A 23005-nucleotide genomic window follows, 5' to 3' on the forward strand; every position below is an offset into this window, starting at 1 on the left:
CGGCGCCACGGTCACCGAACGCGCGCTGCCCCGACGCGCTTCGCCGCGCGATGACGGGGCGGCGTGCCCCGCCGAGCGGCCGCTCAGTACTCGATCACGCCGTCGAGCGCGTAGTGCTTCACGGTCTTCCGGTTGGCGATCAGCTCGTCGACCGTCGGCTCGCCCTTGAGGGCGCGGGCGATGGCGAGCTTCGTGGCCTCGTAGTTGGTCCGGTAGAGGTCCTTCTGGTCGAGGTTGTCGTCCTCGGCGCAGCGCTGATCGAGCCAGATCATGATGATCATGCACAGCTCGTCGAGCCCGTCCTTCGGCAGGATGCCCTCGATGATGCAGTCCACGATCGCGTCGCCGGTGGCGGCCTGGACCACGCCGCCGAGGAGCTCGGCATACTCGGCCGTGTGGATCGTGACCTTGGTGGTCATCATCGTGGCCGGGCGCACGAGCTGGTTGAGGTCGCGCACCACGAACATCCGCGTGTGGCCCTGGACCTGCCCCATCATCGACGCGAAGGCCTGACCGACCGGGCCGCGCACCGAGCCGATCAGCACCTCCGGCATGGCGTCGGTGTACTGGCCCTCGGCCGCCAGCACCGTGGCCTCGCCCGTGCGGAACCAGATCTCTTGCATGTTCGAACTCCACCTGATCGGAGCCCGCGGGAGACATCATCGGCGGCCTCGCGTCAATCGCCCCGAGGCCGGCCCCATCCCGGCCGCCCCTGCCCTCGCCCGCGCCGCGGCGCGGGCGCAGCCCCGTGCCGCCCCGTATCGCCGCGATGCGGCCGCCGGCATCCGCGACGGCGCGCATCTCCACCCCTGCGCGGCCTGTGGCCTTGAGGAACGCGGACAGGCGAGGCAGGGAAGATCGGAGCGCGGCTCCGGGAGCGGTCCCGGGCCTGGCCGTTCCGGTGGGCGCGCGGCGCCGTGCCGGGCATGCGGGAGGAACACGATGGCGGAGAGCACGGACCGGGGCTCCGGCTGGAGCCTTCAGGCGAGCGCCGTGCCCGACGGGGTGCGCCTGGAACTCGCCCTCGCCGACCTCGGCGGTGCGCCGGTCACCGCCGCGATCGTGCTCGACCGGACGGAGGCCCGGGCCTTCGCCCGCGCCCTGCTGGCCGCCGCCGGCGACGCCGCGGAGCGGACCTTCCCGAAGCCGGGCGCCTGAGGACGCGCCGCCGGCCGGTCAGCGCACGCCGAGGCCCGGATTGCGGCCCGGCAGGCGGGGGACCACGGTGCCGCGCTTCTCGATCGGCGCGTCGCAGGCGTAGGCGAACTCGGTCTTCAGCGGATCGAACACGGTCTCGCCGGTGATCCGGCAATCCTCGCGCACGGTCTCGTCGAGATAGGCCCGGGCGGCGGTGCGGAAGCGCTTCACCCGGGTGGCGCCCGGCTCCGGATCGATCCGGACCTCGCTCAGGTTGCAGCCGGTATACTCGCGCAGGGCGTTGGACACGATCAGCATCCGGCGCAGCTGCCGGTTGTCGTAGACCTCGTAGGGCTCCTTGCAGCCGATCGTGACGACCTGGGGAGTGAGCGCCACGTAGTTCCGCGAGATGTAGGAGAATCCGGTGGTGCAGCCGGCGAGGCCGAGGGCGGCGAGGCCGAGGGGCAGCAGAGCTGCGGGTCGTCGCATCCTCGTCATTCCAAGAGGGTCCCAGCCCGCACCCCGGATCCGCCGCCTTCCCGGCGGGGCGCCGCGATGCATTGAAACGGCTCCGCTTGCGCCGTCAATGCGTTTCTCGACCTTCTCCCGCGGGCGCGCCCGCGGCGCGCCGAGCCGAGCGGTGCCGCTCTTGCGGAACACTTGCGGAACGTTTAACCTGTTCGTGATTTGTTTCGGAGACCGTCACGTGGCGGTCCGCCAAGCCGCGAGTCCCCCGTCGATGCTCACGCGCAAGCAGCTGGACCTCCTGCGATTCATCCAGAGCCGGATGCAGGAATGCGGTGTCCCGCCGTCGTTCGACGAGATGAAGGATGCCCTCGATCTCAAGTCGAAATCCGGCATCCACCGGCTGATCACGGCGCTCGAGGAGCGCGGCTTCCTCCGGCGCCTTCCGAATCGGGCGCGCGCCATCGAGGTGATCCGGATCCCCGAGAGCCTGACTCAGGCCGCTCCGGCGACTCAGGCCCCCGCCGAGCCGCGCCGCTTCACGCCGAGCGTGGTCGAGGGCGGTAAGTCCAAGCCGCCGCCGGCCCCGGCGAGCACGCGGATGATCGACGAGTCCGGCCGCGCCATCTCGATCCCGGTCATGGGCCGGATCGCGGCCGGTACGCCCGTCTCGGCGATCCAGAACCAGAGCCACGCCATCACCCTGTCGCCAGACTTCGTGGCCGGCGGCGAGCACTACGCCCTCGAGGTGCGCGGCGACTCGATGGTCGAGGCGGGCATCTTGGACGGCGACCTCGTGGTCATCCGCAAGCAGGAGACGGCCAATACCGGCGACATCATCGTGGCGCTGATCGACGACGAGGAGGCGACGCTCAAGCGCCTGCGCCGCCGCGGCTCGTCGATCGCCCTCGAGGCCGCCAACCCGGCCTACGAGACCCGCGTGCTCGGGCCCGACCGAGTCCGGATCCAGGGCCGCCTCGTGAGCCTCGTCCGCCGCTACTGAAGCGGCTCGGCCGGCGCGTCGCCGGGGGCGAGGTCTCCGCCCGGCGCGGCGTCGGCCTCCGGCGTCGCGGCGACCCCGTCCTCCGCGGGGCGGTCGCCCGGCTCCGCGGTGACCGGCCGCGGCGGTCCCGGTCCGCGCCCGGCGGCCGGCCGCCAGGGCACGGCGCGGCCGTCGTCCCAGGCGTAGCGCGCGGCGAAGCCGTCGCCGTCGGTCCGGAGGGCCACGGCCCCGCGGGCGGCGAGGACGCGCCGGTCGATCACCAGCGGCCCCGTGCAGGTGGGCGGCGCCGCGAGGCCCGTGATCAGCACCGCGGCGCGGGCGCAATCCTCCGGGAAGGCCCGCCGGTCCCGGACCAGGGCGACCGCCCGCCCGTCCGGCAGCCGGGCGGTGCAGCCGAGCCGGTCGCAGCGCCCGCTGCCCGACCGGACGATCAGCGCCGCGGGCCGCCGCCCGTCGCCGTCCGCCTTCAGCCACTGCTCGAGGACGAAGCCCGAAGGGCTGCCGAGGGCCGCGAGCCGCCCGTCCGGCCCTCGCACCGCGGCCCCCGCGCCCTGCCGGTCGACGTAGAGGTCGTAGCGGTCGGGTCGGGCCGCGAGGACGAGCCCGAGCAGGACCGGCGGCACGGCGAGCCAGCGCAGGCGCGAGGCCGGCAGCGTCCCCAGCAGCAGGCCGGCGGTCAGCAGGGCCAGCGCCCCGGCGCCGAAGGCCGGCAGCACCAGGACCGCCCGCTCGAACCCGGCGATCCAGTCCGAGATCGCCAGCATCCCGGCCACCGCCTGCCCCATCAGCCACCAGACCGGCCGGTCGAGGGCGAAGGGATAGGCGAGGCAGCCGATCACCGCGGCGGGCATCACCACCAGGGAGACGAGCGGCAGGGTCAGGGCGTTGCCGACGAGGCCGAAGGGCTGGACCGTCTGGAAGTGGTAGGTGGCGAAGGGGGCCGTCGCGACCTGCGCCACCAGGGTCGTGGCCAGGGTCCCGGTGATCGCCGACAGGCCGGTCCCGACGAGCCGCCCGATCCGCCCGGCCCCCGGGCGCACGAGCAGCCGCCCGTCGATCAGCCGCGCGCAGGCGATCAGCCCGGCCACGGCGCCGAAGGACATCTGGAAGCTCGGGCCGAGCAGGCCCTCCGGCTCCCGGGCGAGCGCGATCAGCGCCGCGAGGGCGAGGTTGCGCATCGACAGGGCCGGCCGGTCCACCAGGATCGCGCCCAGCATGATCAGGGTCATGATCAGCGAGCGCTCGGCCGCGATGTCCCAGCCCGAGAAGGCGCAGTAGGCGGTGACGCCGACCATGGCGAAGCCGGCCGCGATCTTCTTGATCGGCCAGAGCAGCGCGCAGAGCGGCACCGCGGCGAGGAGCGCCCGCACCAGCCAGAACACCACGCCGGCGGCCAGCACCATGTGGAGGCCCGAGATCGACACCACGTGGTAGATGCCGGCGGCGCGGAGCGCGTCGTTGGTGGCCGGCCCGATGAGGCCGCGCTTGCCCGTCACCAGGGCCGCCGCCACCGCACCCGCCTGGCCGCCGGCGGCCTCCGCGATCCGGCGCGTGAGCCCGTTGCGCGCCGCGTCGAGCGCAGCGGCGAGCCGCAGGCCCAGCGGCGGCGGCCCGGACGGTTCCCGGACGGTGACGGTGCCGATCAGCGAGCCCACCGCGCCGATCCCCTGGAAATAGGCGTCCCGGGCGAAGTCGTAGCCGCCGGGCCGGGCCGCCTCCGGGGGCGGCAGCAGCCGGGCCGTGGCGGCGACGCCGTCCCCGGGACGCGGGATCGGCGTCTTCCGGAACGAGACCCGGACCCGGGCGGGCCGCGCCTCCGGCGCGAGGCCGGCGAAGCTCTCCACCCGGATCACCAGCCGGGCGCCCACCTCGCGCTCGTCCAGGGCCTCGACCGTTCCGACGAGCGGGCCGATCGTGGTGCGGGTGAGGATCGGTGCGGCGACCTGCGAGACCCGCCAGGTCGCCGCCGCGAAGCCGAGGAACGCGGCCGCCACCGCGAGCGCCGCCGCCAGGGCCGCCGGCCGCGCGCCGAGGACGGGGACCGGCGCCAGCGCGAGGGCGGCCGCGATCAGGGGGGCGGCGAGGCTCGGCGCGCCGTCGGCCGCCGCGAAGTAGGCCAGGATCCCGCCGCCGAAGGCCACCGCCAGCCAGGGGAACAGCCGGCGCTGCTCGGCCTCGCGGGCGAGGCCGGCGACGACCCAGTCGCGGAGCGCCGGGAGGGCGGCCGGGAGGGCGGCCAAGAGGGCGGCGGGAAGGGCTCGGGCGCGCGGGCCGATCAGCGCGACCGCGCCGTCCGCCCGCCTCGCGCCGATCCGCCGCATCGCCGCCGCCCCGCTCCGCGCGACCTGTCGTCGGGGCCGGGCGATTCTGCGGGCGATTCTTAACGCATCCGCCGGCCCGTGCTACAGCGGGTTCTTCGTGCTACGGGCGCCCTGTCGAGCCCCTCGCCGCTCCGCCGCCCCTTCGCCGTCCGTCGCGCCCCGTCCGCGACCAGCCCCGGAACATACCGGACCGATGTCCTCAGCCGTCGTCACGCGCTTCGCCCCCTCGCCCACGGGTTACCTGCATATCGGCGGGGCCCGCACGGCCTTGTTCAACTGGCTCTACGCCCGCCACACCGGCGGCACGATGCTGCTGCGCATCGAGGACACCGACCGCGAGCGCTCCACCAAGGGGGCGATCGACGCGATCCTCGACGGCCTCTCCTGGCTCGGCCTCGACTGGGACGGCGACGTGGTCTTCCAGTTCGCCCGCGCCGAGCGCCACCGCGCGGTCGCCGAGGAGCTGCTGGCCGCGGGCCGCGCCTATCACTGCTACGCCACCGCCGAGGAGCTCACGCAGATGCGCGAGACCGCCCGCGCGGAGGGGCGCGCCCCGCGCTACGACGGCCGCTGGCGCGACCGCGACCCGTCCGAGGCCCCCGCCGGGGTCAAGCCGGTGATCCGCCTGCGCGCCCCGACCGAGGGCGAGACCGTGGTCGAGGACGCCGTCCAGGGCCGCGTGACCTGGGCCAACAAGGACCTCGACGACCTCGTCCTGCTGCGCTCGGACGGGACGCCGACCTACATGCTCGCCGTCGTGGTCGACGACCACGACATGGGCGTCACGCAGATCATCCGCGGCGACGACCACCTCACCAACGCGGCGCGCCAGAGCCAGATCTTCTCGGCCCTCGGCTGGGACATCCCGAGGATGGCGCATATCCCGCTGATCCACGGGGCGGACGGGGCCAAGCTCTCGAAGCGCCACGGCGCGCTCGGCGTCGAGGCCTACCGCGATCTCGGCTACCTGCCGGCGGCCCTGCGCAACTACCTCGTGCGGCTCGGCTGGAGCCACGGCGACCAGGAGGTCTTCTCCACCGACGAGATGGTCGCGGCCTTCGACCTCGGCGCGGTCGGACGCTCCGCGGCGCGGTTCGACTTCGCCAAGCTTGCGAACCTCAACGGCCTCTACATCCGCACCAGCGCCGATTCCGACCTCGTCGCGGCGATCGAGACCATCCTGCCCAACGTCGGGCCGGAGCGCGGCCTGTCGGCGCCGCTGCGGCCCGATCTCAAGGACAAGCTCGTCCAGGCCATGCCGGGCCTGAAGGAGCGGGCCAAGACGCTGATCGAGCTCCTCGACAGCGCCTACTACCTCTACGCCCAGCGGCCCCTGGCGCTCGACGACAAGGCCCGCGCCCTGCTCTCCGACGAGGGGCGCGGACGCCTCGCCGGGGTGCGGCCGGTGCTCGAGGCGCTGCCCGACTGGAGCGCGACCTCCACCGAGGGCGCGGTGCGGCAGTACGCGGAATCGGCCGGCTGCAAGCTCGGGCAGGTGGCCCAACCCCTGCGCGCGGCGCTCACCGGCCGGACCACCTCCCCGCCCCTGTTCGACGTGATGGCGGTGCTCGGCCGGGAGGAAAGCCTGGCGCGCCTCGGGGATCAGGCGCCGCAGGGCTGAGGCCGGGCTGAGGGCAGGGACGAGGCGGCGCTGGGACCGCTGCGCGCGGACCGGGAGCGGACAGGGAACTGCCGGCCCCGACCCGGATTGCGTTGGGTGGAAATCGGTTGGCGGAATTCGCTTGGCGACGGGGGCGGGTTGTCACCGACCCCGTTGCTGCTGCACTGCCGTTTGGGTAACCCATGGCTGTGAGCACCCGCAGCATAATGCGTGTGCTCAGGCCCCCGGGACCGACTCGGGCAGCCCGAGGCCGGCATCCGCCACGTCGCCAGAGAAGGGTCCACGATCCATGAGCGCACCCAGCACCATCACCGTGGACGGCAAGTCGATCGAACTGCCGGTGAAAACCGGCACGATCGGGCCGGACGTGATCGATATCGGCAAGCTCTACGCCCAGACCGGCGCCTTCACCTTCGACCCGGGCTTCACCTCGACGGCCTCGTGCGAGTCGAAGATCACCTACATCGACGGTGACGAGGGCGTGCTGCTCTACCGCGGCTATCCGATCGAGCAGCTCGCCGAGAAGGGCGACTTCCTCGAGACCTGCTACCTGATGCTGTTCGGCGCCCTGCCGACCGCCGCCCAGCGGGCCGATTTCGAGTACCGGGTCACGCGCCACACCATGGTGCACGACCAGATGAACCGGTTCTTCACCGGCTTCCGCCGCGACGCGCACCCGATGGCCGTCATGGTCGCCTCGGTGGGCGCCCTGTCGGCCTTCTACCACGATTCCACCGACATCACGGACGAGAGCCAGCGGCTGATCGCGTCGATCCGCATGATCGCCAAGATGCCGACGCTCGCCGCGATGGCCTACAAGTACTCGATCGGCCAGCCCTTCGTGTACCCGAAGAACGACCTCGACTATACGTCGAACTTCCTGCGCATGTGCTACGCGGTGCCGTGCGAGGAGTACGAGGTGAACCCGGTCTTCGCCCGGGCACTCGACAAGATCTTCATCCTGCACGCCGACCACGAGCAGAACGCCTCGACCTCGACGGTGCGGCTCGCCGGCTCCTCGGGCGCCAACCCCTTCGCCTGCATCGCGGCCGGCATCGCCTGCCTGTGGGGCCCGGCCCATGGCGGCGCCAACGAGGCGGCCCTCAAGATGCTGATGGAGATCGGCACCCCCGAGAATGTCAGCAAGTACGTCGCCAAGGCCAAGGACAAGAACGACCCGTTCCGCCTGATGGGCTTCGGCCACCGCGTCTACAAGAACTACGACCCGCGCGCGCGGATCATGCAGAACACCACGCACCAGGTGCTCAAGGAGCTCGGCAAGACCGACGACCCGCTGCTCCACGTCGCCATGGAGCTGGAGCAGATCGCGCTCAAGGACGAGTACTTCATCGAGAAGAAGCTCTACCCGAACATCGACTTCTACTCGGGCATCACCCTCAAGGCGATGGGCTTCCCCACCGACATGTTCACCGTGCTGTTCGCGGTGGCCCGCACCGTCGGCTGGATCGCCCAGTGGGCCGAGATGATCGAGGACCCGTCGCAGAAGATCGGCCGTCCGCGCCAGCTCTACGTCGGTCCGGCCCAGCGCGACTACGTGGCCGTGGACCAGCGCGGCTGAGGCGGGACCACCTGCCCCGGGAAGCGTCGAGCGGGGCGGCCGAGAGGCCGCCCTTCGCGTTCGCGGAGGTGATCGAACGCCGCCTGCCCGTCCGGCCGCCCTACGACTGGCCGGCGATCCGCGCGTTCCTCGCCAAGCGGGCGATCCCGGGCGTCGAGACGACGGATCCCGCGGCTTCCTACGCGCGCACGATCAGCGTCGCGGGGCGGCACGGGCTCCTGACGGTGGCACCGGGCGCGGATTGCCTGCACGTCGCGCTGCGCGGCGTCGAGGCCGGGCACGAAGACGCCGTCGCGGGACGCCTGCGCCGCCTGTTCGACTGCGACGCCGACCCGGCCGCCGTCGCGGCCTGCCTCGGCGGGGATCCGGTCCTGGCCCCGCTCGTCGCGGCGCGGCCGGGCTTGCGCCTGCCGGGGGCCTGGGACCCGTTCGAGACCGGCTGCCGGGCGATCCTCGGCCAGCAGGTCTCGGTGGCGGCCGCGATCGGCCTCGCGGGCAGGCTGGTGGCGGCATTCGGGACGCCGCTGGCGGAGCCGGCAGGCGGTCTGACCCACGTGTTTCCCGCGCCGACCGATCTGGTCGAGGCGGATGTCGCGCTGGCGCTCAACATGCCGCGGGCCCGCGGCGCGGCGATCCGGGCGCTGGCCGCGGCGGCGCTGGCCGATCCGGACCTGTTCGCCCCGGCGGAGTCGCTCGAGGCCGCGGTGCTGCGCTTCACGGCGATCCGCGGGATCGGTCCCTGGACGGCGCAGTACATCGCCATGCGGGCGCTCAAGCTGCCGGACGCCCTGCCGGTGGGCGATGTCGGGCTGCTGCGGGCGCTGGAGGGGGCCACCGGGCGTCCGAGCCCGGCGGCGCTCCTGGCCCGGGCCGAGGCGTGGCGGCCGTATCGCGCCTACGCGGCGCAGCACCTCTGGGCGGCGGACGAAGCGTCCGCGACGGGGCGATGAGGCGACCGAGAGGTTCATGTTCCGCATCGCCGATATCGGCTAAGCTTGCGGCCGGCCGGGGGGCTCAGGTTCGATGTCGGAAGCGGACAGCGAAGCGCGCGACACGCTTGTTGCGAACGAGCGGATCAAGTTCACGGCCACCTACGCCAACGGCCTCGCGGCCGCGATCTTCGCCGTCGGCGGTTTCGCGCCGTTCATCTCGACTGCCCTGTCGGATCGTCCGCACTTCGCGCCCGTGCTCATCGCCATGGTGGTTTGCTGGATCATGAGTGGCGCCATACATTGGGCTGTGAGGCGCGCATTGCGGAACCTTCGCCCATGACGACAGCTCAGCTTCTTCTCCTGCTCGCGGTTCCGATCGGCGGCGGCGTGCTAGCCTTCGGTGCGCTCTGGCTCGCCCAGCGGGCGCATTGAGGACTGGGCCTCCGCACCGCGGGAGCCGTTCCAGACACTCCCAATCGCGCCCGCATCTCGAGGGGCGGCGGAGCCGCCTCGAAGGCGGGCTCCAGGGATTGCGCGGCTGACCGGAGGTCTCCCCCGTGGCGACTCCTCTCCGGCATCTCAGGATGAGGTGGTGGGTCGGGAATCCTTCACCCTCCGCGGCTCCTCACCGTCCGAACCGCTCGAATTTCGGGAAGCTGCGCGCCATCATCAGCCCGACCTCGGCGCGGTGGCCGAGCCACTTCTCCAGCACCGACGCGTTCGCGAGCCGGCCCTCGGCCGAGCCGTCCTGCCAGGGCAGGCCGTCGGCGAGCTTGAACACGTGCGCGTCGAGCAGCGTCCCGCTGCGGCAGCGCTGGAGCCGGACCCCCTTGCCGCGGGCGAGTTCGGCCACCTCGGAGACCGGGAAGACCAGCAGCAGCTTCTCCGTGTTCACGACCGCCACGTGGTCGCCGTCGGCCGGCACCAGCACGGCGGCCGTGGCGTCGCCGTCGAGGCCGAGCACGCTCTTGCCCTTGCGGGTGTTGGCCACGAGCGCGTCGGCGGGCGCCACGAAGCCGCGTCCGTCCGAGCTGGCGATCAGCAGCTTGGTCTCCGGCCGGTACGGCAGCGCCGCCACGATCTCGGTGCCGTCGTCGAGGTCGGCCATCAGCCGGACCGGGTCGCCGAAGCCGCGGCCGCCCGGCAGCTTCGAGGCCTCGAGCGTGAACACCTTGCCGTTGGTGGCGAGCAGCAGGATCTTCTGGGTCGTCTCGGTCGGGAAGGCGATCTTCAGGGTGTCGTCGCCCTTGAACGCGACGCCCGAGAGATCGGCGACGTGGCCCTTGAGCGCCCGGATCCAGCCCTTGGTCGAGACGATCACGGTGATCGGCTCGCGCTCGACCAGGGCCGCCGTGAAGTCGATGCCGCCGACATCCGGCGGGCTCGCCAGCGTCGTGCGGCGCTTGCCCAGCTTGGTCTCGGGCCCGAAGGTCTTCTTCACCGCGCGGATCTGCGCCTGGATCGCCTTCCACTGCGCCGGCTCGGAGGCGAGGAGCGCGTCGATCTCGGCCTTCTCGGCGGTGAGCGCCTCGAACTCGCGCTTCAGCTCCATCTCCTCCAGCTTGCGCAGGGAGCGCAGCCGGGTGTCGAGGATGGCGTTGGCCTGCACCTCGGTCAGCTCGAACCGGGCCATGAGGGCGGCTTTCGGCTCGTCCTCCTCGCGGATGATGCGGATCACCTCGTCGAGGTCGAGGTAGACGATGAGCAGGCCGCCCAGGATCTCCAGGCGGCGGTCGATCTGGCCGAGGCGGTAGCGCGAGCGGCGCTGCAGCACCACGCGGCGGTGGTCGACCCACTCGCGCAGGCACTCGGCGAGGCCGATCACCTTCGGCACGAGGCCGCCGACCAGGACGTTGAGGTTGAGCGGGATGCGGGTCTCGAGTTCCGTGAGCCGGAACAGCGATTCCATCAGGATCACCGGGTCGACCGTGCGCGAGCGCGGCTCCAGCACCACGCGTACGTCCTCGGCCGACTCGTCGCGCACGTCGGCCAGCAGCGGCAGCTTCTTCTCCTGCAGCAGCTCGGCCATCTTCTCGATCAGCCGGCCCTTCGGGATGCCGTAGGGAATCTCGGTGACGACGATGTTCCAGGTGCCGCGGCCGAGATCCTCCTTGGCCCAGCGGGCACGGACCCGGAAGGCGCCGCGGCCGGTCCGGTAGGCCTCGGCGATCGACTCGGCCGAGTCGACGAGGATGCCGCCGGTCGGGAAGTCCGGGCCCTGGACGAACTTGGCGAGCTGCCCCGAGGTCGCCTCGGGATGGTTGATCAGGTAGAGCGCCGCGTCGCACAGCTCGGCTGCGTTGTGCGGCGGGATCGAGGTCGCCATGCCGACCGCGATGCCCTGGCTGCCGTTGGCGAGCAGGTTCGGGAAGGCCGCCGGCAGGACGATCGGCTCCTCCTTCTCGCCGTTGTAGGAGGGCCGGAAATCGACCGTGTCCTCGTCGATCCCGTCGAGCAGGAGGCGCGCGACCTCGGTGAGCCGCGCCTCGGTGTAGCGGTAGGCCGCGGGACCGTCGCCGTCGATGTTGCCGAAATTGCCCTGGCCGTCGACCAGAGGGTAGCGCTGGGCGAAATCCTGGGAGAGCCGGACCAGGGCGTCGTAGATCGCCTGGTCGCCGTGCGGGTGGAAGTCGCCCATCACGTCGCCGACGATCTTGGCGCATTTCTTGTGCGCGGTGGTCGGGTCGAGCCGGAGCAGCCGCATCCCGTACAGGATGCGCCGATGCACGGGCTTCAGCCCGTCGCGGGCATCCGGCAGCGCCCGGTGCATGATCGTGGAGAGCGCGTAGGCGAGGTAGCGCTCCTCCAGCGCGGATTTCAGCTCGACGCTCTCGATCCCGTCGCCGGACGGCGGCTCGAAGGGCTGGCCCATGACGGCTCCTCACTACAACGTCTTCACCGCGCGCCGTCATTCCGGGGCCGCGCAGCGGGGCCCGGAATCCAGAGCCGCCGACGTCCCGCGCGTGCGCGCGGACGGTGGTTCTGGATTCCGGGCGCGCCTTCGGCGCCCGGAACGACGACGGGGCATTAAGAACAGAACACGAACATTACCCGGCCTCGCGGCCGAGCGCAACGAATCGCGCCCGCTCCTCGGGCGGCCCGAGGCCGCGGGGGCCCCAGACGTGCCGGTCGAGGAAGTATCCCGTCAAGGTAAACCCTTGGGCAACGCCGTCGGGACCCGGGGAACCGCCCGCGTGCAGGAAGGTCGGGAGCGCCAGGAGACGGTCCCGGTAGGGCTCGCCGGCCGAGGCGCTGACCGCCCGGCCGCTCTTCGGCGACACGTAGGCCAGGGCGTCGTTGCCGCCGGTGGCCGCGCAGGCGGTGAGGTCGAGGCCGAAGCCGAGTTCCGACAGGATCGCCAGCTCGAACCGCACCATCAGGGGCGGGGCGATGGCGGGGTCGTCGAGGTGCTCGATCAGGATCCCCGCCGCCGCGTAGAGCGCCGGATGCGGGTCGCGCTCGGGGAGGAGCCGCAGCAGCGCGGCCATGTGGTTCATGCCGTAGAGGGCGAGGCTCGACCCGATCAGCCGCGAGACCTGCGAGTCCAGGGGCTCGACCGCGTAGGCGCCGAGACCCTCGTCGAGGCGCGCTCGCCACGTCACGCGGACCCGGTTCCCGGCCTGCAGCACGGGTTGCATCCGGCGCGAGCGCCCACCGTGCACGAGGCCGAGATGGCGCCCGTGGGCCTCGGTCATGGCCTCGAGGATGACGCCGGTCTCCCCGTGCCGGCGCAGGCCGAGCACCAGGGCGTCGTCGGTCCACTGCATCGAACGTCGCGTCTTCGTGTGAGAGATCGGGTGAGAGGCGCGCTTCGCGCCTGTCTCTCATATAGGGGGCCGCGGCCGCCGGTGCTGCCCCGCGCGGTCCCAGCCTCGGGCAACCTTGGCCGGGTAGCGATGACCGATGCCGCTCCGCGCCGCCCTCGCCGCCCTGCTGGTCCTCCTCGCCGCCGGCGCGCAGGCCGCGCCGCGCGCACCGAAGCCCGCCGCCGAGCCCGCCGCCGAGGCCGACCCCTCCCCGGCCCTCCTCCGGCGGATCGCCGCCCTGGCGCTGAGGCAGGTCGATTTCGGCGCGGTCTCGCTGCTGCCGGTGCGGTTCGCGGGCAGCCGGATCGCCGGGCCGATCGCGGAGGGGGGCGGGGTGATCTACTGCGTGTCGGGCCGGATGTACGGCCGGACCTTCGGCAAGCCCGAGCGCCCGAGGGTGGCGCTGCGCTACGACAACGACCGGCTCACGGTGCTCGACGACGACGAGGTCTGCACCGGACACCGCACCCGGCCCTTCCCCGAACTCGACGCGCTGGGCAACAAGCCGTGAGGCCCGGGCGTTGAGGGCCCATGCCCGCCGCGTCCGTCCGCACCCTCGACCTCAGCCTCGACCTGATCGCCCGCGCCCATTCCGTCCCGATCCCCGACGACCCGAGCGCGCTCGAGGTTCTGTCGGACGCCGAGTTGCGCCCGGGGCTCGACGCGATCGTCGCCGGGCGCGAGGGCAGCGACCTCTGGGTCTTCGCCTACGGCTCGCTGATGTGGAACCCGGAATTCCCGGTGGCCGAGCGCCGGATCGGGACGGTGCGCGGCTTCCACCGCCGCTTCTGCCTGCTCCAGCGGCGGTTCCGCGGCACGCCGGAACGGCCGGGCTTCGTCCTGGCGCTAGACCGCGGCGGCCTGTGCCGGGGCGTGGCCTTCCGCCTGCCCGGCATGGAGATCCGCGAAGCGCTGATGCCGGTTTGGCGCCGCGAGATGCGCGGCCGCGGCTACGTCGCCCGCTGGCTGCCGGTCGCCACCGAGGCCGGGACCGTCCCGGCCCTGACCTTCCTGGCGAACCGCGCCAGCGACCGCTACGCCGGACGCCTCTCGGATTCCGAGATCGCCGAGAAGATCGCCGCGGCCTGCGGCCACAAAGGGCCGAGCGCCGAGTACCTGTTCCGGACCGTGGAGGCCTGCGAGCGCCTCGGCATCCGCGACCGCCACCTCTGGAGCCTCCAGGCCCTCGTGGCCGCGCGCCTCAGGGCCTGCGCGCCCGGGGGGTGAGACCGTCTCCTGTCGAGCGCGTCGGTGCAGCCGTGCTCGCGAGGACGGTCGCGTTGACCGGGCAGCGGTTCAGATCCAGGCCCGCTTGGTCGCGACCACGAGGCGCCCGCCGCCGTGCTCCGCGTCCGGATTGCGCGGCTCCCGGATGCCGGGGGCGCGGCCGGTGGTGACGTAGACGAGGAGGGTGAGGACGAGCAGGATCTTCGTGCGCATGGCGACGCTCAAGGTTGAGCGTCGGTACGTAGGAACGATCGGTTTTTACCGAGTTGCTGCGGTGCACGCTGGCGCGTCGGCGGCCGATTCCCTGCGGACGTGGTGAACGGAGGGTTGCGATGCGGCCGCGATCGTCTATGCCGCCGGCCCGTGATGTCCACAGGCGGAGGATAGGATGCGGCTCCGGATCGGCGTGGCCCTGGCGGTGGTCGTCATCGCCGCCGTTGCTCTGCTTGCCGGGCCGCTGAGCCGCGGCGACAGCCTGTCCGACATCCTGACCGGCCGGACCCCTCTGCTCGCCGGCAGCGCCCGGGCGCCCGGCGGCAGCGCGGACTTGAGCGGCACCGCGACCCTCGCGGCGGACCAGCGGCCGGCGACCCTGCACGTCGCCTGCGATCCGGGCGGCACCGGCCTGTCGGCGGCGCTGACCGTGCCGCGCTTCGCCGAGCTGGCGCCGCGCTTCGATTTCGCGGGCCTCGAAGGGGCCGACAGCGAGAAGCCCCTGACCGGCCTCCTGGTCTCCAGCGCCGGCAGCGTGCGTTCCGTGCGCATGCCGGTCCGCGGCGCCGCGACCGGGGCCGATGCGGGCTTCACGCTGACGGTGGCGGGCGCGCGCCGCGGCGAGGATCCGCTGCGCGGGGTCGCCCTGGCCCTCGTCCAGCCCGGGACGAAGCTGACCTGGACGCAGGCGAGTCCGCGCGGCGAGGACGCGACCCTGACGGCCACGTTCACGGTGGCGGAGGCCGATGCCGCCGCGCTGAAGGGCGCCCTGAGCGGCTGCCTCGCGGCGCCGTTCTAGGGTCGCGATCGCGGCGGTCGGCCTCCCCGGCCCGTTCGTCGCGGCCGCAGCGCACCGGAGCCGGTCAACCGGCGTGGCTGATCCCCTCGATGGCGCGGATGCGCGGCACGGCGAAATCGGTGAACGCGCGGACGACCGGGCGCATGTGGCGGACGGACGGGTAGACCAGATAGGCGTCCGTCGAGCGCACCTCGTACGCGGGCAGGACGCGGACGAGGTGGCCGGCCGCCAAGTCCTCGGCGACCAGCAGGTGCTGGACCGGGCCCATGTACCGTCCCGCGCGCAGTTCGGCCAACAGCACCTCCGCGCTGTTGGTCCGCAGGGCCGGGCGGACGGCGAGGCTCAGCGTCTCGCGCCCGTGCTGGAGCACGAGCGTGTTCCGGTCGTCCAGGGCCGACGTGGTCGTCACGAGGGCCCGGTCGGCGATCTGCCCGGGCGCGTCGATGCCGCCGGCCCGCGCCAAGTATGCCGGGGCGGCGACCAGGATTCGGCGCACCCAGCCGAGCCGCCGCGTCACGACGTCCTGCCCGTGGGGCCGGCCGTAGCGGAGCGCGAGGTCGTAATCCTCGTAGACGAGGTCGATCAGCCGGTTGTCCAGCACGAGATCGACCGTGACCCGCGGATTCTCGACCTGGAACGCCGCCACGATCCGGTGCAGATGGGCCGCCCCGATGCAGGCGGGCGCGTGCAGCCGCAGCCGGCCTTCGATGCGGCCAGCCTCGGTGCGGGCATCTTCCAGGGCGGCGTCGATCGTGGCGAGCGCGGGCTGACAGGCCGCGTAGAGCCGCTGGCCCTGCTGGGTCGGACGCACCAGCCGCGCGGACCGTTCGAGGAGCCGCGCGCCGACCTGGGCCTCCAGATTGCGCAGATGCTTGCTGATCGCCGGCTGCGACACCGCGAGGTCGCGTGCGGCCGCGGTCATCGAGCCGCGCTCGACGGTCCGGAGGAACGCGCGCAGGGCCAGCGTCAGATCCATGGATGCCATCCGGTTATGGGTGCGATCACCCCATAGCCGATGGACGGGGCGGCAGCGTGGCGGTTCTGTGCGTCTTCGCCAGACCTTGGAGCGCAGCATCGATGTTTCCGACCCGCCGCAGCCTGCTCGCCGGCACGCCCCTGCTCGTCGCCGGCTGCGTCACCCGCGAGCCGCGCCCCGTCGCCGCGCTGCGCCCGCCCGTCGACCCGGCCTACACGGCCCTCTACGCCGCGCTCGACGGCGAGCCCTTCCCCGTGCCGGCGGTGGACCTGTCCGCGATAGACCCGCGCTTCCTGCGCCGGGAGGTGGCCTACGCCACGGCCGAGCCGCCGGGCACGATCGTGGTCGATCCTTCGGCACGCTACGCCTACCTTGTGCGCGAGGGCGGGCGCGCCATCCGCTACGGCGTGGGCGTCGGTCGCGATGAGGCGTTCAACTTCCGAGGCGCGGCCGTCATCGCCCGCAAGGCCGAATGGCCGCGCTGGACGCCGACCCAGGCCATGATCAAGCGGGAGCCCGAGCGCTACGGGCCCTATGCCGGCGGCCTGCCCGGCGGGGCCGGCAATCCGCTCGGTCCGCGGGCGCTCTACCTCTATCGGGACGGCGGCGACACGCTCTACCGCCTGCACGGCACCACGGAGCCGCAGACCATCGGCACGATGGTGTCGTCGGGCTGCGTCCGGTTCCTGAACCAGGACATCATCGACCTGTACGCCCGCGTGCCGGTGGGGAGCCGGGCGGTGGTGCTGGCAGCCAGCGGGACGGCGGCGAGCTGAGGGCCTCGACGGGCACGCACCTACAATTCCCGGCGACAGAACTCACAAAAGCCCACCCGTCCTTGCGAGCGGAGCGAAGCAACCCCGTGTCGCGCGCCCTCATCGAGCGTGGCGCGTCCCTGGATCGCTTCGCTCCGCTCGCGAAGACGGCGCGGGCCAACCGAACCCACAGGCGCTTGGTATCAGCCGCCCCTCAGCTCACATCCACCTGGACCACCCCGGGCACGGTCCGGAGCTGGCCGGCGAGCGCCGGGCTCGCCTGGAACTTGCCCGGGAGCCGGATCTCCACCTCGCGCTCGCCGCCGTCGAGCTTGAGGATCAGCGAGACCTCGCTCTCGCCCCGCATCGACAGGCGCTGCTGCACGGGCGCGACGCCGCGCGGGTCGCTCAGATGGATGCGGATGCCCTTCTGGTGGCGGGCGACCGCCTGGTCGAGGGGTTCCGCGGAGAGGATGCGGGCGCGCACGTCCTCGCCCTCCAGGTTCGCCTGGAGCTGCAGAACCAGCGGTCGGCCCGGTTCCAGGATGTCGCGGTACTGGCCGAGCCCCTCGGAGAAGATGATCGCCTCGAAATGCGCGGTCCGGTCCGACAGGGTGACGATGCCCATCTTGTTGCCGGTCTTGGTCCGCCGCTCCGCCCGGTCGAGCACCGAGGCCGCCACGCGGCCGACGCTCGACGTCCCGGCCCGCACGGCGCGGCAGAAATCCGTCCAGCTCTGCACCCGCAGCTTGTCCAAGAGGTCGCCGTACTCGTCGAGCGGATGGCCCGAGATGAAGAAGCCGATCGCCGCGTACTCGCGCTTGAGCGTGTCGGCCATCGGCCAGATCTCGTGCGGCGGGATCCGCAGGGACACGTCGTCCGCCACCACGCCCCCGAACATGTCGGTGACGCCGGCCGATTCCGCCTCCGCCGCGCTGGCGGCGAGCTTCATCATCGGCTCCACCGCCGCGAAGGCGCGCGCGCGGTCGGGCTCGATGCAGTCGAGCGCCCCGGCCTGGACGAGGCTCTCCAGGGTGCGCTTGTTGATCATCCGCGGGTTCAGCCGGCGGGCGAGGCAGGCGAGATCCTTGAACGGCCGGTCGCCGCGGGCCTCCACCAGCGCCCGCACCGCCTCGCGGCCGACGCCCTTGATGGCGGCCAGCGCGTAGAAGATCTTGCCGTCGCGCACCGCGAACACCTCGCCGGAGGTGTTGATCGAGGGCGGCTCGACCGTGATCTTCAGGCGCTGCGCGTCCTGGCGGAATTCGGCCAGCTTGTCGGTGTTGTCGATGTCGAGGGTCATGGCGGCGGCCAGGAACTCGACCGGGAAGTTCGCCTTCAGGTAGGCGGTCTGGTAGGTCAGCAGCGCGTAGGCCGCCGCGTGGCTCTTGTTGAAGCCGTAATCGGCGAACTTCGCGAGCAGGTCGAAGATCTCGTTGGCCTTGGCCTTGGTCAGGCCGCGCTCGGTGCAGCCCTTGAGGAACCGGTCGCGCTGCGCGTCCATCTCGGCGCGGATCTTCTTGCCCATGGCGCGCCGGAGCATGTCGGCCTCGCCGAGCGAGTAGCCGGCGAGCACCTTGGCGATCTCCATCACCTGTTCCTGGTAGACGATGATGCCGAAGGTCTCCTTCAGCATCGGCTCCAGCTTCGGATCCGGGTACCAGGACGCCTCGTTGCCGGCGTCGCGGCCGAGCTTGCGCTCGCAATAAACCGGGATGTTGGCCATCGGGCCCGGCCGGTAGAGCGCCACCAGGGCGATGATGTCCTCCAGCCGGTCGGCCTGCATCTCGCAGAGCGCCTTGCGCATGCCGGCCGATTCCACCTGGAACACGCCGACCGTCTCGCCCCGGCCCATCGGCCCGTAGGTGTTCGGGTCGTCGAGCGGCAGCGAGGCGAGGTCGATGTCGATGCCGCGCTGCTTCAGCAGATCGGTGCAGCACCGCAGCATCGTCAGGGTCTTGAGGCCCAGGAAGTCGAACTTCACCAGCCCCGCCTGCTCGACCCACTTCATGTTGAACTGGGTGACCCGCATGCCGGTCTTCGGGTCCCGGTAGAGCGGGACCAGCTCCTCGAGCGGCCGGTCGCCGATCACCACGCCGGCGGCGTGGGTCGAGGCGTGCCGGTGCAGGCCTTCGAGCTTCTTGGAGATGTCGATGAGGCGGCCGACGATCGGCTCCTCCTCCATGGCCTGCTGGAGCTTGGGCTCGCCCTCGATGGCCTGGGCGAGCGTCACCGGGTTGGCGGGGTTCTGCGGCACGAGCTTGGTCAGCTTGTCGACCTGCCCGTAGGGCATCTCCAGGACGCGGCCGACGTCGCGCAGCACGCCGCGGGCGAGCAGCGTGCCGAAGGTGATGATCTGCCCGACCTGCCCCTCGCCGTAGCGCTGCTGCACGTAGCGGATCACCCGCTCGCGGCCCTCGACGCAGAAGTCGATGTCGAAATCCGGCATCGAGACGCGCTCGGGGTTGAGGAAGCGCTCGAACAGCAGGCCGAACCGGAGCGGGTCGAGGTCGGTGATGAGCAGCGACCACGCCACCAGCGAGCCGGCGCCCGAGCCGCGGCCCGGACCGACCGGGATGTCGTGGTCCTTGGCCCACTTGATGAAGTCGGAGACGATCAGGAAGTAGCCCGGGAACTTCATCTTGACGATGACGTCGAGCTCGAACGCGAGGCGCTTGCGGTAATCCTCCTCGGAGAAGCCCGGCGCCGTGCCGTGCTGCTTCAGGCGCAGCTCCAGCCCGGCCTCGGCCTGCCGGCGCAGCTCGGTCGGCTCGTCGGCCGAGACCGCCCGCGCGCCCGCGTCGGACGCCTCCGCCAGGGCCTCCGCCATGGGCGGCGTCTCGCCGGCCGCCACGGCGCCGAAATTCGGCAGGATCGGCTTGCGGGTCCGCGCACGGACGGCGCAGCGCATGGCGATCTCGACCGTCGCCTGGAGCGCGTCCGGCAGGTCGCGGAACAGCTCGGCCATCTCGGCCCGGGTCTTGAAGGCGTGGCTCGGCGTCAGGCGGCGGCGGCGCTCGTCCGAGACGAGGCGGCCCTCCGCGATGGCAAGCAGCGCGTCGTGGGCGTCGTAGTCGTCGGGCTTGGCGAAGTAGGGCTCGTTCGTCGCCACGATCCCGAGGCCGTGGCGGCCGGCGAGGTCGAGGAGCGCGGTCTCGATCCGCGCCTCCTCGGACTGGCCGTGGCGCTGGATCTCCACGTAGAGCCGGTCCTCGCCGAACGTCTCCTTCAGGCGCTTCAGGCGGTTGAGGGCGAGCTCCGGCCGGCCCGCCCGGAAGGCCGCGTCGAGGGGGCCCGCCATCCCGCCGGTGAGCGCGATCAGCCCCTCGGAGGCGCCCGCGAGCGCTCCGGCATCGAGGCGCGGCGCCTCGCCGAGGGCCGTGTCGAAATAGGCGCGGCTCGCCAGCCGCAGCAGATTGGCGTAGCCGGTCTCGTCCTGGGCGAGGAGCACGATGCCGTGGCTGGTCGGCGCCTGACGCTGGTGCGGGTCCGCGGCCTCGAACGCCACCGAGAGCTGCACGCCGGCGATCGGCTGGACGCCCTCCCCGGCCGCCTTCTCGGAGAATTCCAGCGCGCCGAACAGGTTGTTGGTGTCGGTCAGGGCCAGGGCCGGCTGCCTGTCGGCGACCGCCGCCTTGATCAGGGAGCCGACCTTCAGCGCCCCTTCGAGCAGGGAATAGGACGAGTGGACGTGGAGGTGGACGAATCCGACCTCTTTGAGCTGGCGTGGCATGGCCGACCTTGTTCCGGGGTCGGGCAGCATCCCCGCTCGCCGGCCTCAAGTCGACGTGCGCCGCGCCGCCGGCGGACGATATCCACCGGTCGTGCCCCGGAAGCACCAGTTCGGCCCGGCCCTGTGGGCAATCGGCGCCTACGGGGCGATCGCCTGTGCATAACCCGTCCGCGGACGGAACCGGGCAGTCTTCGGAAAAATCCGGCTAACGAACCGGTGCCAAGGCTATCGCCCAGGCGCCCACCGCCGCGAACAGCATCCCGAACGCCATGAACTCGACCATTCCGGTCAGGATCACCCGCTTCAGCATCGACCTGCCTCCTGTGTTCCGGCCCTAGTATGTTCATGTTTTGTTCTATGGAAAGGGTCTGCGGGTCACAGGGCGGCCCCGTTTCTTCGACAGGGTAAAAAGTGTCTTGATGCGGATCGGGCGGGCTGGCATGCCCCCGCCTTCGAGACGAGCTCGTCACCGGCTGGGGAGTTCGAAGGAGCAAGCCATTCCCGAGCACCGGACGGTCGAACGGTTCGACGTCGCCCTCGTGGCCGTCGGCACACACGGCGATGTGCTTCCGTTCATCGCGCTGGGGCACGAACTCCTGAAGCGCGGCCACGGCGTCTCGCTGGCGGCCCCGGCCCCGTTCGAGGCGATGGCCCGCCGGGCCGGCCTCGCCTTCCAGCCCCTGGGCACGGTCGCCGATTACGAGGCGGTGATCCGCCAGCCGGATCTGTGGCACCCGCAGCAGGGGTTCCGCCCGATGTTCGACTACGCCCTGCGGGTGGCCGAGCCGGCCTGCCTGTGGCTCGGCGCGACCCGCGCCCGGGGGATCGACCTGCGGGTGGTCGCCTCGCCGCTGGGCTGGGGGGCGCGGCTCGCGCAGGACCTCTACGATCTGCCGACCGCGACGCTGCACGTCATGCCGTTCCTGATCGAGAGCCGGTACGATCCGCCGCGCCTGCCGGGCCTGCCGCTGCCGCGCGTCCTGCCGGCCGCCCTGCGGGCCTACGTGAATCTCGGCGTCGACAAGGTGGCGGTCGGCCCGTTCACCCTCCCGCCGCTGAACGCCCTGCGGGCGCGTCTCGGCCTCGATCCGGTCTACCGGCTGCGGCACTGGTGGAACAGCCCGACCGGCATGCTCCTGATGTTCCCCGACTGGTACGCGGAGCCGCAGGCCGACTGGCCGGGCCAGGCGGTGCAGCTCGGCTTCCCGCTGGTCGACCGGTTCGGCGACGTGGCGTCCATGCCGCCGGAGCTGGAAGCGTTCCTCGAGGCGGGCGACCCGCCGATCGTGTTCACCTACGGCTCGGCCATGCGCCAGGGCGCCGGCTTCTTCGACACCGCGGTGCGGCTGTGCCGGCGCATGGGCCGGCGCGGCGTCCTGCTCGCCCCGCAGGGGGGGCAGATCCCGAAGCCGCTGCCGGCCGGGATCATCCACCTGCCCTACGCCCCCCTGAGCGCCCTGCTGCCGCGCAGCGCGGCGCTGGTCCACCACGGCGGCGTCGGCACGGTCGCGCAGGCGCTGGCCGCGGGCGTCCCGCAGCTGGTGGTGCCCGTGGCCTTCGACCATTTCGACGAGGGGCGGCGGCTGAAGGATCGGGCTCTCGGCGCCACCCTGAGCCGCCGCGCCTTCCGGCCCGCGCGGGCGGCGCGGGTCCTCGGCCGGCTGCTCGCCGACCCCGCGGTGACGCGGGCCTGCGCGGCGGCCCGGGCGCGGATGGCGGACGGCCGCGACGCCGTCCTCGACGCCTGCGACTACGTCGAGCGGCTGCCGGCCGCCGAGTCCGGTCCCGGCCCGTCCCGCGCGTCCTGACCCGCCGGCTGCCCGAACGCGGGGGGCGCCCCCTCCGACGGAAGCGGCGCCCTTTCGATTACTGCCCGAGCAGCGCGGTGGCCGAACCGACGAACGTCATGAGCAGGCCGCTCACGAAGGCGCCGATCATGACGTAGGAGAGAGCCTTGAGCTTCATCCGTCCTCGCGTCGGCTCAGCAGCGGTAGCCGCCGGAGGTCTGGCCGTACTGCTTCACCGGCCGGGTCTGCTGGTCGGCGTTGCCCTCGGCGGCCGAGCTCAGCGGGCAGCCGACGTAGTTGGGATTGTCGTGGACCCCCAGTCCGAGCGAGCCCGTGGTCTCGACCTCGTAGGGAGCGAGGCCCGTCCAGCGGGCGCCGTTCGCCGCCAGAGAGGACGAGATCGGGGCAACGCCAAGGACAAGTGCGGTGACGGCTGCGGCGATACGGGTCTTCATGGTCAGGCTCCAGAGATAACGCAGTACAGACCGGTTGTTCGGCTCTGTTTTGTCTTGCGTGATCACAAGATAGGGGCCCCGTGTCTTCCGCGACGTGACGCGTCGCACGCGGCGCGACGGATTAAAGATCGCGTGCACTTGCGGGGCTCGGAGGTCTGCGGGCCGGCTGGCGTCGCGGGCCGGGAGCGATGCGCCC

20 protein-coding genes are annotated in these 23005 nt (G+C 72.4%); 11 read left to right on the forward strand and 9 right to left on the reverse strand.

Features of this window, described 5'->3' with window-relative positions; translation table 11 throughout:
• Window positions 1-83: 83 nt before the first annotated feature.
• Entirely contained in the window at window positions 84-623 is a 540-nt protein-coding gene (fae, locus tag BM314_RS05050) for a formaldehyde-activating enzyme (RefSeq protein WP_020092273.1), read from the reverse strand.
• Between the two features lie 319 nt (window positions 624-942).
• Between fae and BM314_RS05055 the strand changes: the two genes are divergently transcribed.
• The gene (locus BM314_RS05055; RefSeq protein WP_020092272.1) at window positions 943-1158 is read left to right on the forward strand and encodes a hypothetical protein; all 216 of its coding nucleotides are present in this window, start codon (window positions 943-945) and stop codon (window positions 1156-1158) included.
• Between the two features lie 18 nt (window positions 1159-1176).
• Here BM314_RS05055 and BM314_RS05060 read toward each other — a convergent pair whose 3' ends face one another.
• Window positions 1177-1626, reverse strand: a complete 450-nt coding sequence (locus tag BM314_RS05060) for a hypothetical protein (protein WP_026604787.1) — start codon at window positions 1624-1626, stop codon at window positions 1177-1179.
• Window positions 1627-1876: 250 nt separating this feature from the next.
• On the opposite strand from BM314_RS05060, the gene lexA reads away from it, so the two are divergent.
• The gene (lexA, locus tag BM314_RS05065) at window positions 1877-2605 is read left to right on the forward strand and encodes a transcriptional repressor LexA (RefSeq protein WP_056532601.1); all 729 of its coding nucleotides are present in this window, start codon (window positions 1877-1879) and stop codon (window positions 2603-2605) included.
• Here the strand turns inward: lexA and BM314_RS05070 are convergent.
• Window positions 2599-4926 (reverse strand): ComEC/Rec2 family competence protein, encoded by a 2328-nt coding sequence (locus tag BM314_RS05070; protein ID WP_091977218.1) that lies wholly within the window; start codon window positions 4924-4926, stop codon window positions 2599-2601. The two genes, lexA and BM314_RS05070, sit on opposite strands and share 7 nt — an antisense overlap.
• Before the next feature lie 193 nt (window positions 4927-5119).
• Here BM314_RS05070 and gltX point away from each other — a divergent pair, with 193 nt between their 5' ends.
• The 4 genes from gltX (at window position 5120) to BM314_RS05090 (ending at window position 9398) form a co-directional block, all read left to right on the forward strand.
• A complete protein-coding gene (gene gltX, locus BM314_RS05075) occupies window positions 5120-6547 on the forward strand; it encodes a glutamate--tRNA ligase (protein WP_056532595.1) in 1428 nt (475 codons plus the stop codon).
• A gap of 289 nt (window positions 6548-6836) precedes the next feature.
• Window positions 6837-8126: a citrate synthase gene (gltA, locus tag BM314_RS05080; RefSeq protein ID WP_020092267.1), complete on the forward strand. Its 1290-nt coding sequence runs from the start codon at window positions 6837-6839 to the stop codon at window positions 8124-8126.
• 68 nt (window positions 8127-8194) lie between these two features.
• The gene (locus tag BM314_RS05085; protein WP_091977219.1) at window positions 8195-9076 is read left to right on the forward strand and encodes a DNA-3-methyladenine glycosylase family protein; all 882 of its coding nucleotides are present in this window, start codon (window positions 8195-8197) and stop codon (window positions 9074-9076) included.
• Window positions 9077-9149: 73 nt separating this feature from the next.
• A complete protein-coding gene (locus BM314_RS05090; protein ID WP_091977221.1) occupies window positions 9150-9398 on the forward strand; it encodes an amino acid transporter protein in 249 nt (82 codons plus the stop codon).
• A gap of 285 nt (window positions 9399-9683) precedes the next feature.
• Here BM314_RS05090 and parC read toward each other — a convergent pair whose 3' ends face one another.
• Both parC and recO read right to left on the reverse strand, forming a co-directional pair.
• Window positions 9684-11930, reverse strand: a complete 2247-nt coding sequence (parC, locus tag BM314_RS05095) for a DNA topoisomerase IV subunit A (protein ID WP_091977223.1) — start codon at window positions 11928-11930, stop codon at window positions 9684-9686.
• Window positions 11931-12105: 175 nt separating this feature from the next.
• Window positions 12106-12825: a DNA repair protein RecO gene (recO, locus tag BM314_RS05100; RefSeq protein ID WP_091977224.1), complete on the reverse strand. Its 720-nt coding sequence runs from the start codon at window positions 12823-12825 to the stop codon at window positions 12106-12108.
• Window positions 12826-12961: 136 nt separating this feature from the next.
• On the opposite strand from recO, the gene BM314_RS05105 reads away from it, so the two are divergent.
• Both BM314_RS05105 and BM314_RS05110 read left to right on the forward strand, forming a co-directional pair.
• Window positions 12962-13375 (forward strand): hypothetical protein, encoded by a 414-nt coding sequence (locus BM314_RS05105; RefSeq protein ID WP_091977226.1) that lies wholly within the window; start codon window positions 12962-12964, stop codon window positions 13373-13375.
• Between the two features lie 20 nt (window positions 13376-13395).
• Window positions 13396-14091, forward strand: a complete 696-nt coding sequence (locus BM314_RS05110) for a gamma-glutamylcyclotransferase (protein WP_020092260.1) — start codon at window positions 13396-13398, stop codon at window positions 14089-14091.
• 69 nt (window positions 14092-14160) lie between these two features.
• On the opposite strand, the gene BM314_RS30475 is transcribed toward BM314_RS05110, so the two are convergent.
• The gene (locus BM314_RS30475; protein WP_020092259.1) at window positions 14161-14304 is read right to left on the reverse strand and encodes a hypothetical protein; all 144 of its coding nucleotides are present in this window, start codon (window positions 14302-14304) and stop codon (window positions 14161-14163) included.
• A 175-nt stretch (window positions 14305-14479) separates the two neighbouring features.
• On the opposite strand from BM314_RS30475, the gene BM314_RS05115 reads away from it, so the two are divergent.
• On the forward strand, window positions 14480-15103 hold the full coding sequence (locus BM314_RS05115) for a hypothetical protein (protein WP_056532577.1): 624 nt from the start codon (window positions 14480-14482) through the stop codon (window positions 15101-15103).
• Between the two features lie 64 nt (window positions 15104-15167).
• Here BM314_RS05115 and BM314_RS05120 read toward each other — a convergent pair whose 3' ends face one another.
• Window positions 15168-16079 (reverse strand): LysR family transcriptional regulator, encoded by a 912-nt coding sequence (locus tag BM314_RS05120; protein ID WP_091977227.1) that lies wholly within the window; start codon window positions 16077-16079, stop codon window positions 15168-15170.
• 101 nt (window positions 16080-16180) lie between these two features.
• On the opposite strand from BM314_RS05120, the gene BM314_RS05125 reads away from it, so the two are divergent.
• Entirely contained in the window at window positions 16181-16855 is a 675-nt protein-coding gene (locus BM314_RS05125; protein ID WP_020092256.1) for a L,D-transpeptidase, read from the forward strand.
• A 193-nt stretch (window positions 16856-17048) separates the two neighbouring features.
• On the opposite strand, the gene dnaE is transcribed toward BM314_RS05125, so the two are convergent.
• A complete protein-coding gene (gene dnaE, locus BM314_RS05130) occupies window positions 17049-20567 on the reverse strand; it encodes a DNA polymerase III subunit alpha (protein WP_091977229.1) in 3519 nt (1172 codons plus the stop codon).
• A gap of 539 nt (window positions 20568-21106) precedes the next feature.
• Between dnaE and BM314_RS05135 the strand changes: the two genes are divergently transcribed.
• Complete coding sequence (locus BM314_RS05135) at window positions 21107-22375, forward strand: glycosyltransferase (protein WP_091977231.1); 1269 nt, start codon at window positions 21107-21109, stop codon at window positions 22373-22375.
• A gap of 173 nt (window positions 22376-22548) precedes the next feature.
• On the opposite strand, the gene BM314_RS05140 is transcribed toward BM314_RS05135, so the two are convergent.
• Window positions 22549-22809, reverse strand: coding sequence for a hypothetical protein (locus BM314_RS05140; protein WP_091977232.1), 261 nt, complete (start codon window positions 22807-22809; stop codon window positions 22549-22551).
• Window positions 22810-23005 lie beyond the last annotated feature (196 nt).

Origin of the sequence: Methylobacterium sp. 13MFTsu3.1M2 (genome assembly GCF_900112625.1) — a bacterium.
Classification (GTDB): domain Bacteria; phylum Pseudomonadota; class Alphaproteobacteria; order Rhizobiales; family Beijerinckiaceae; genus Methylobacterium.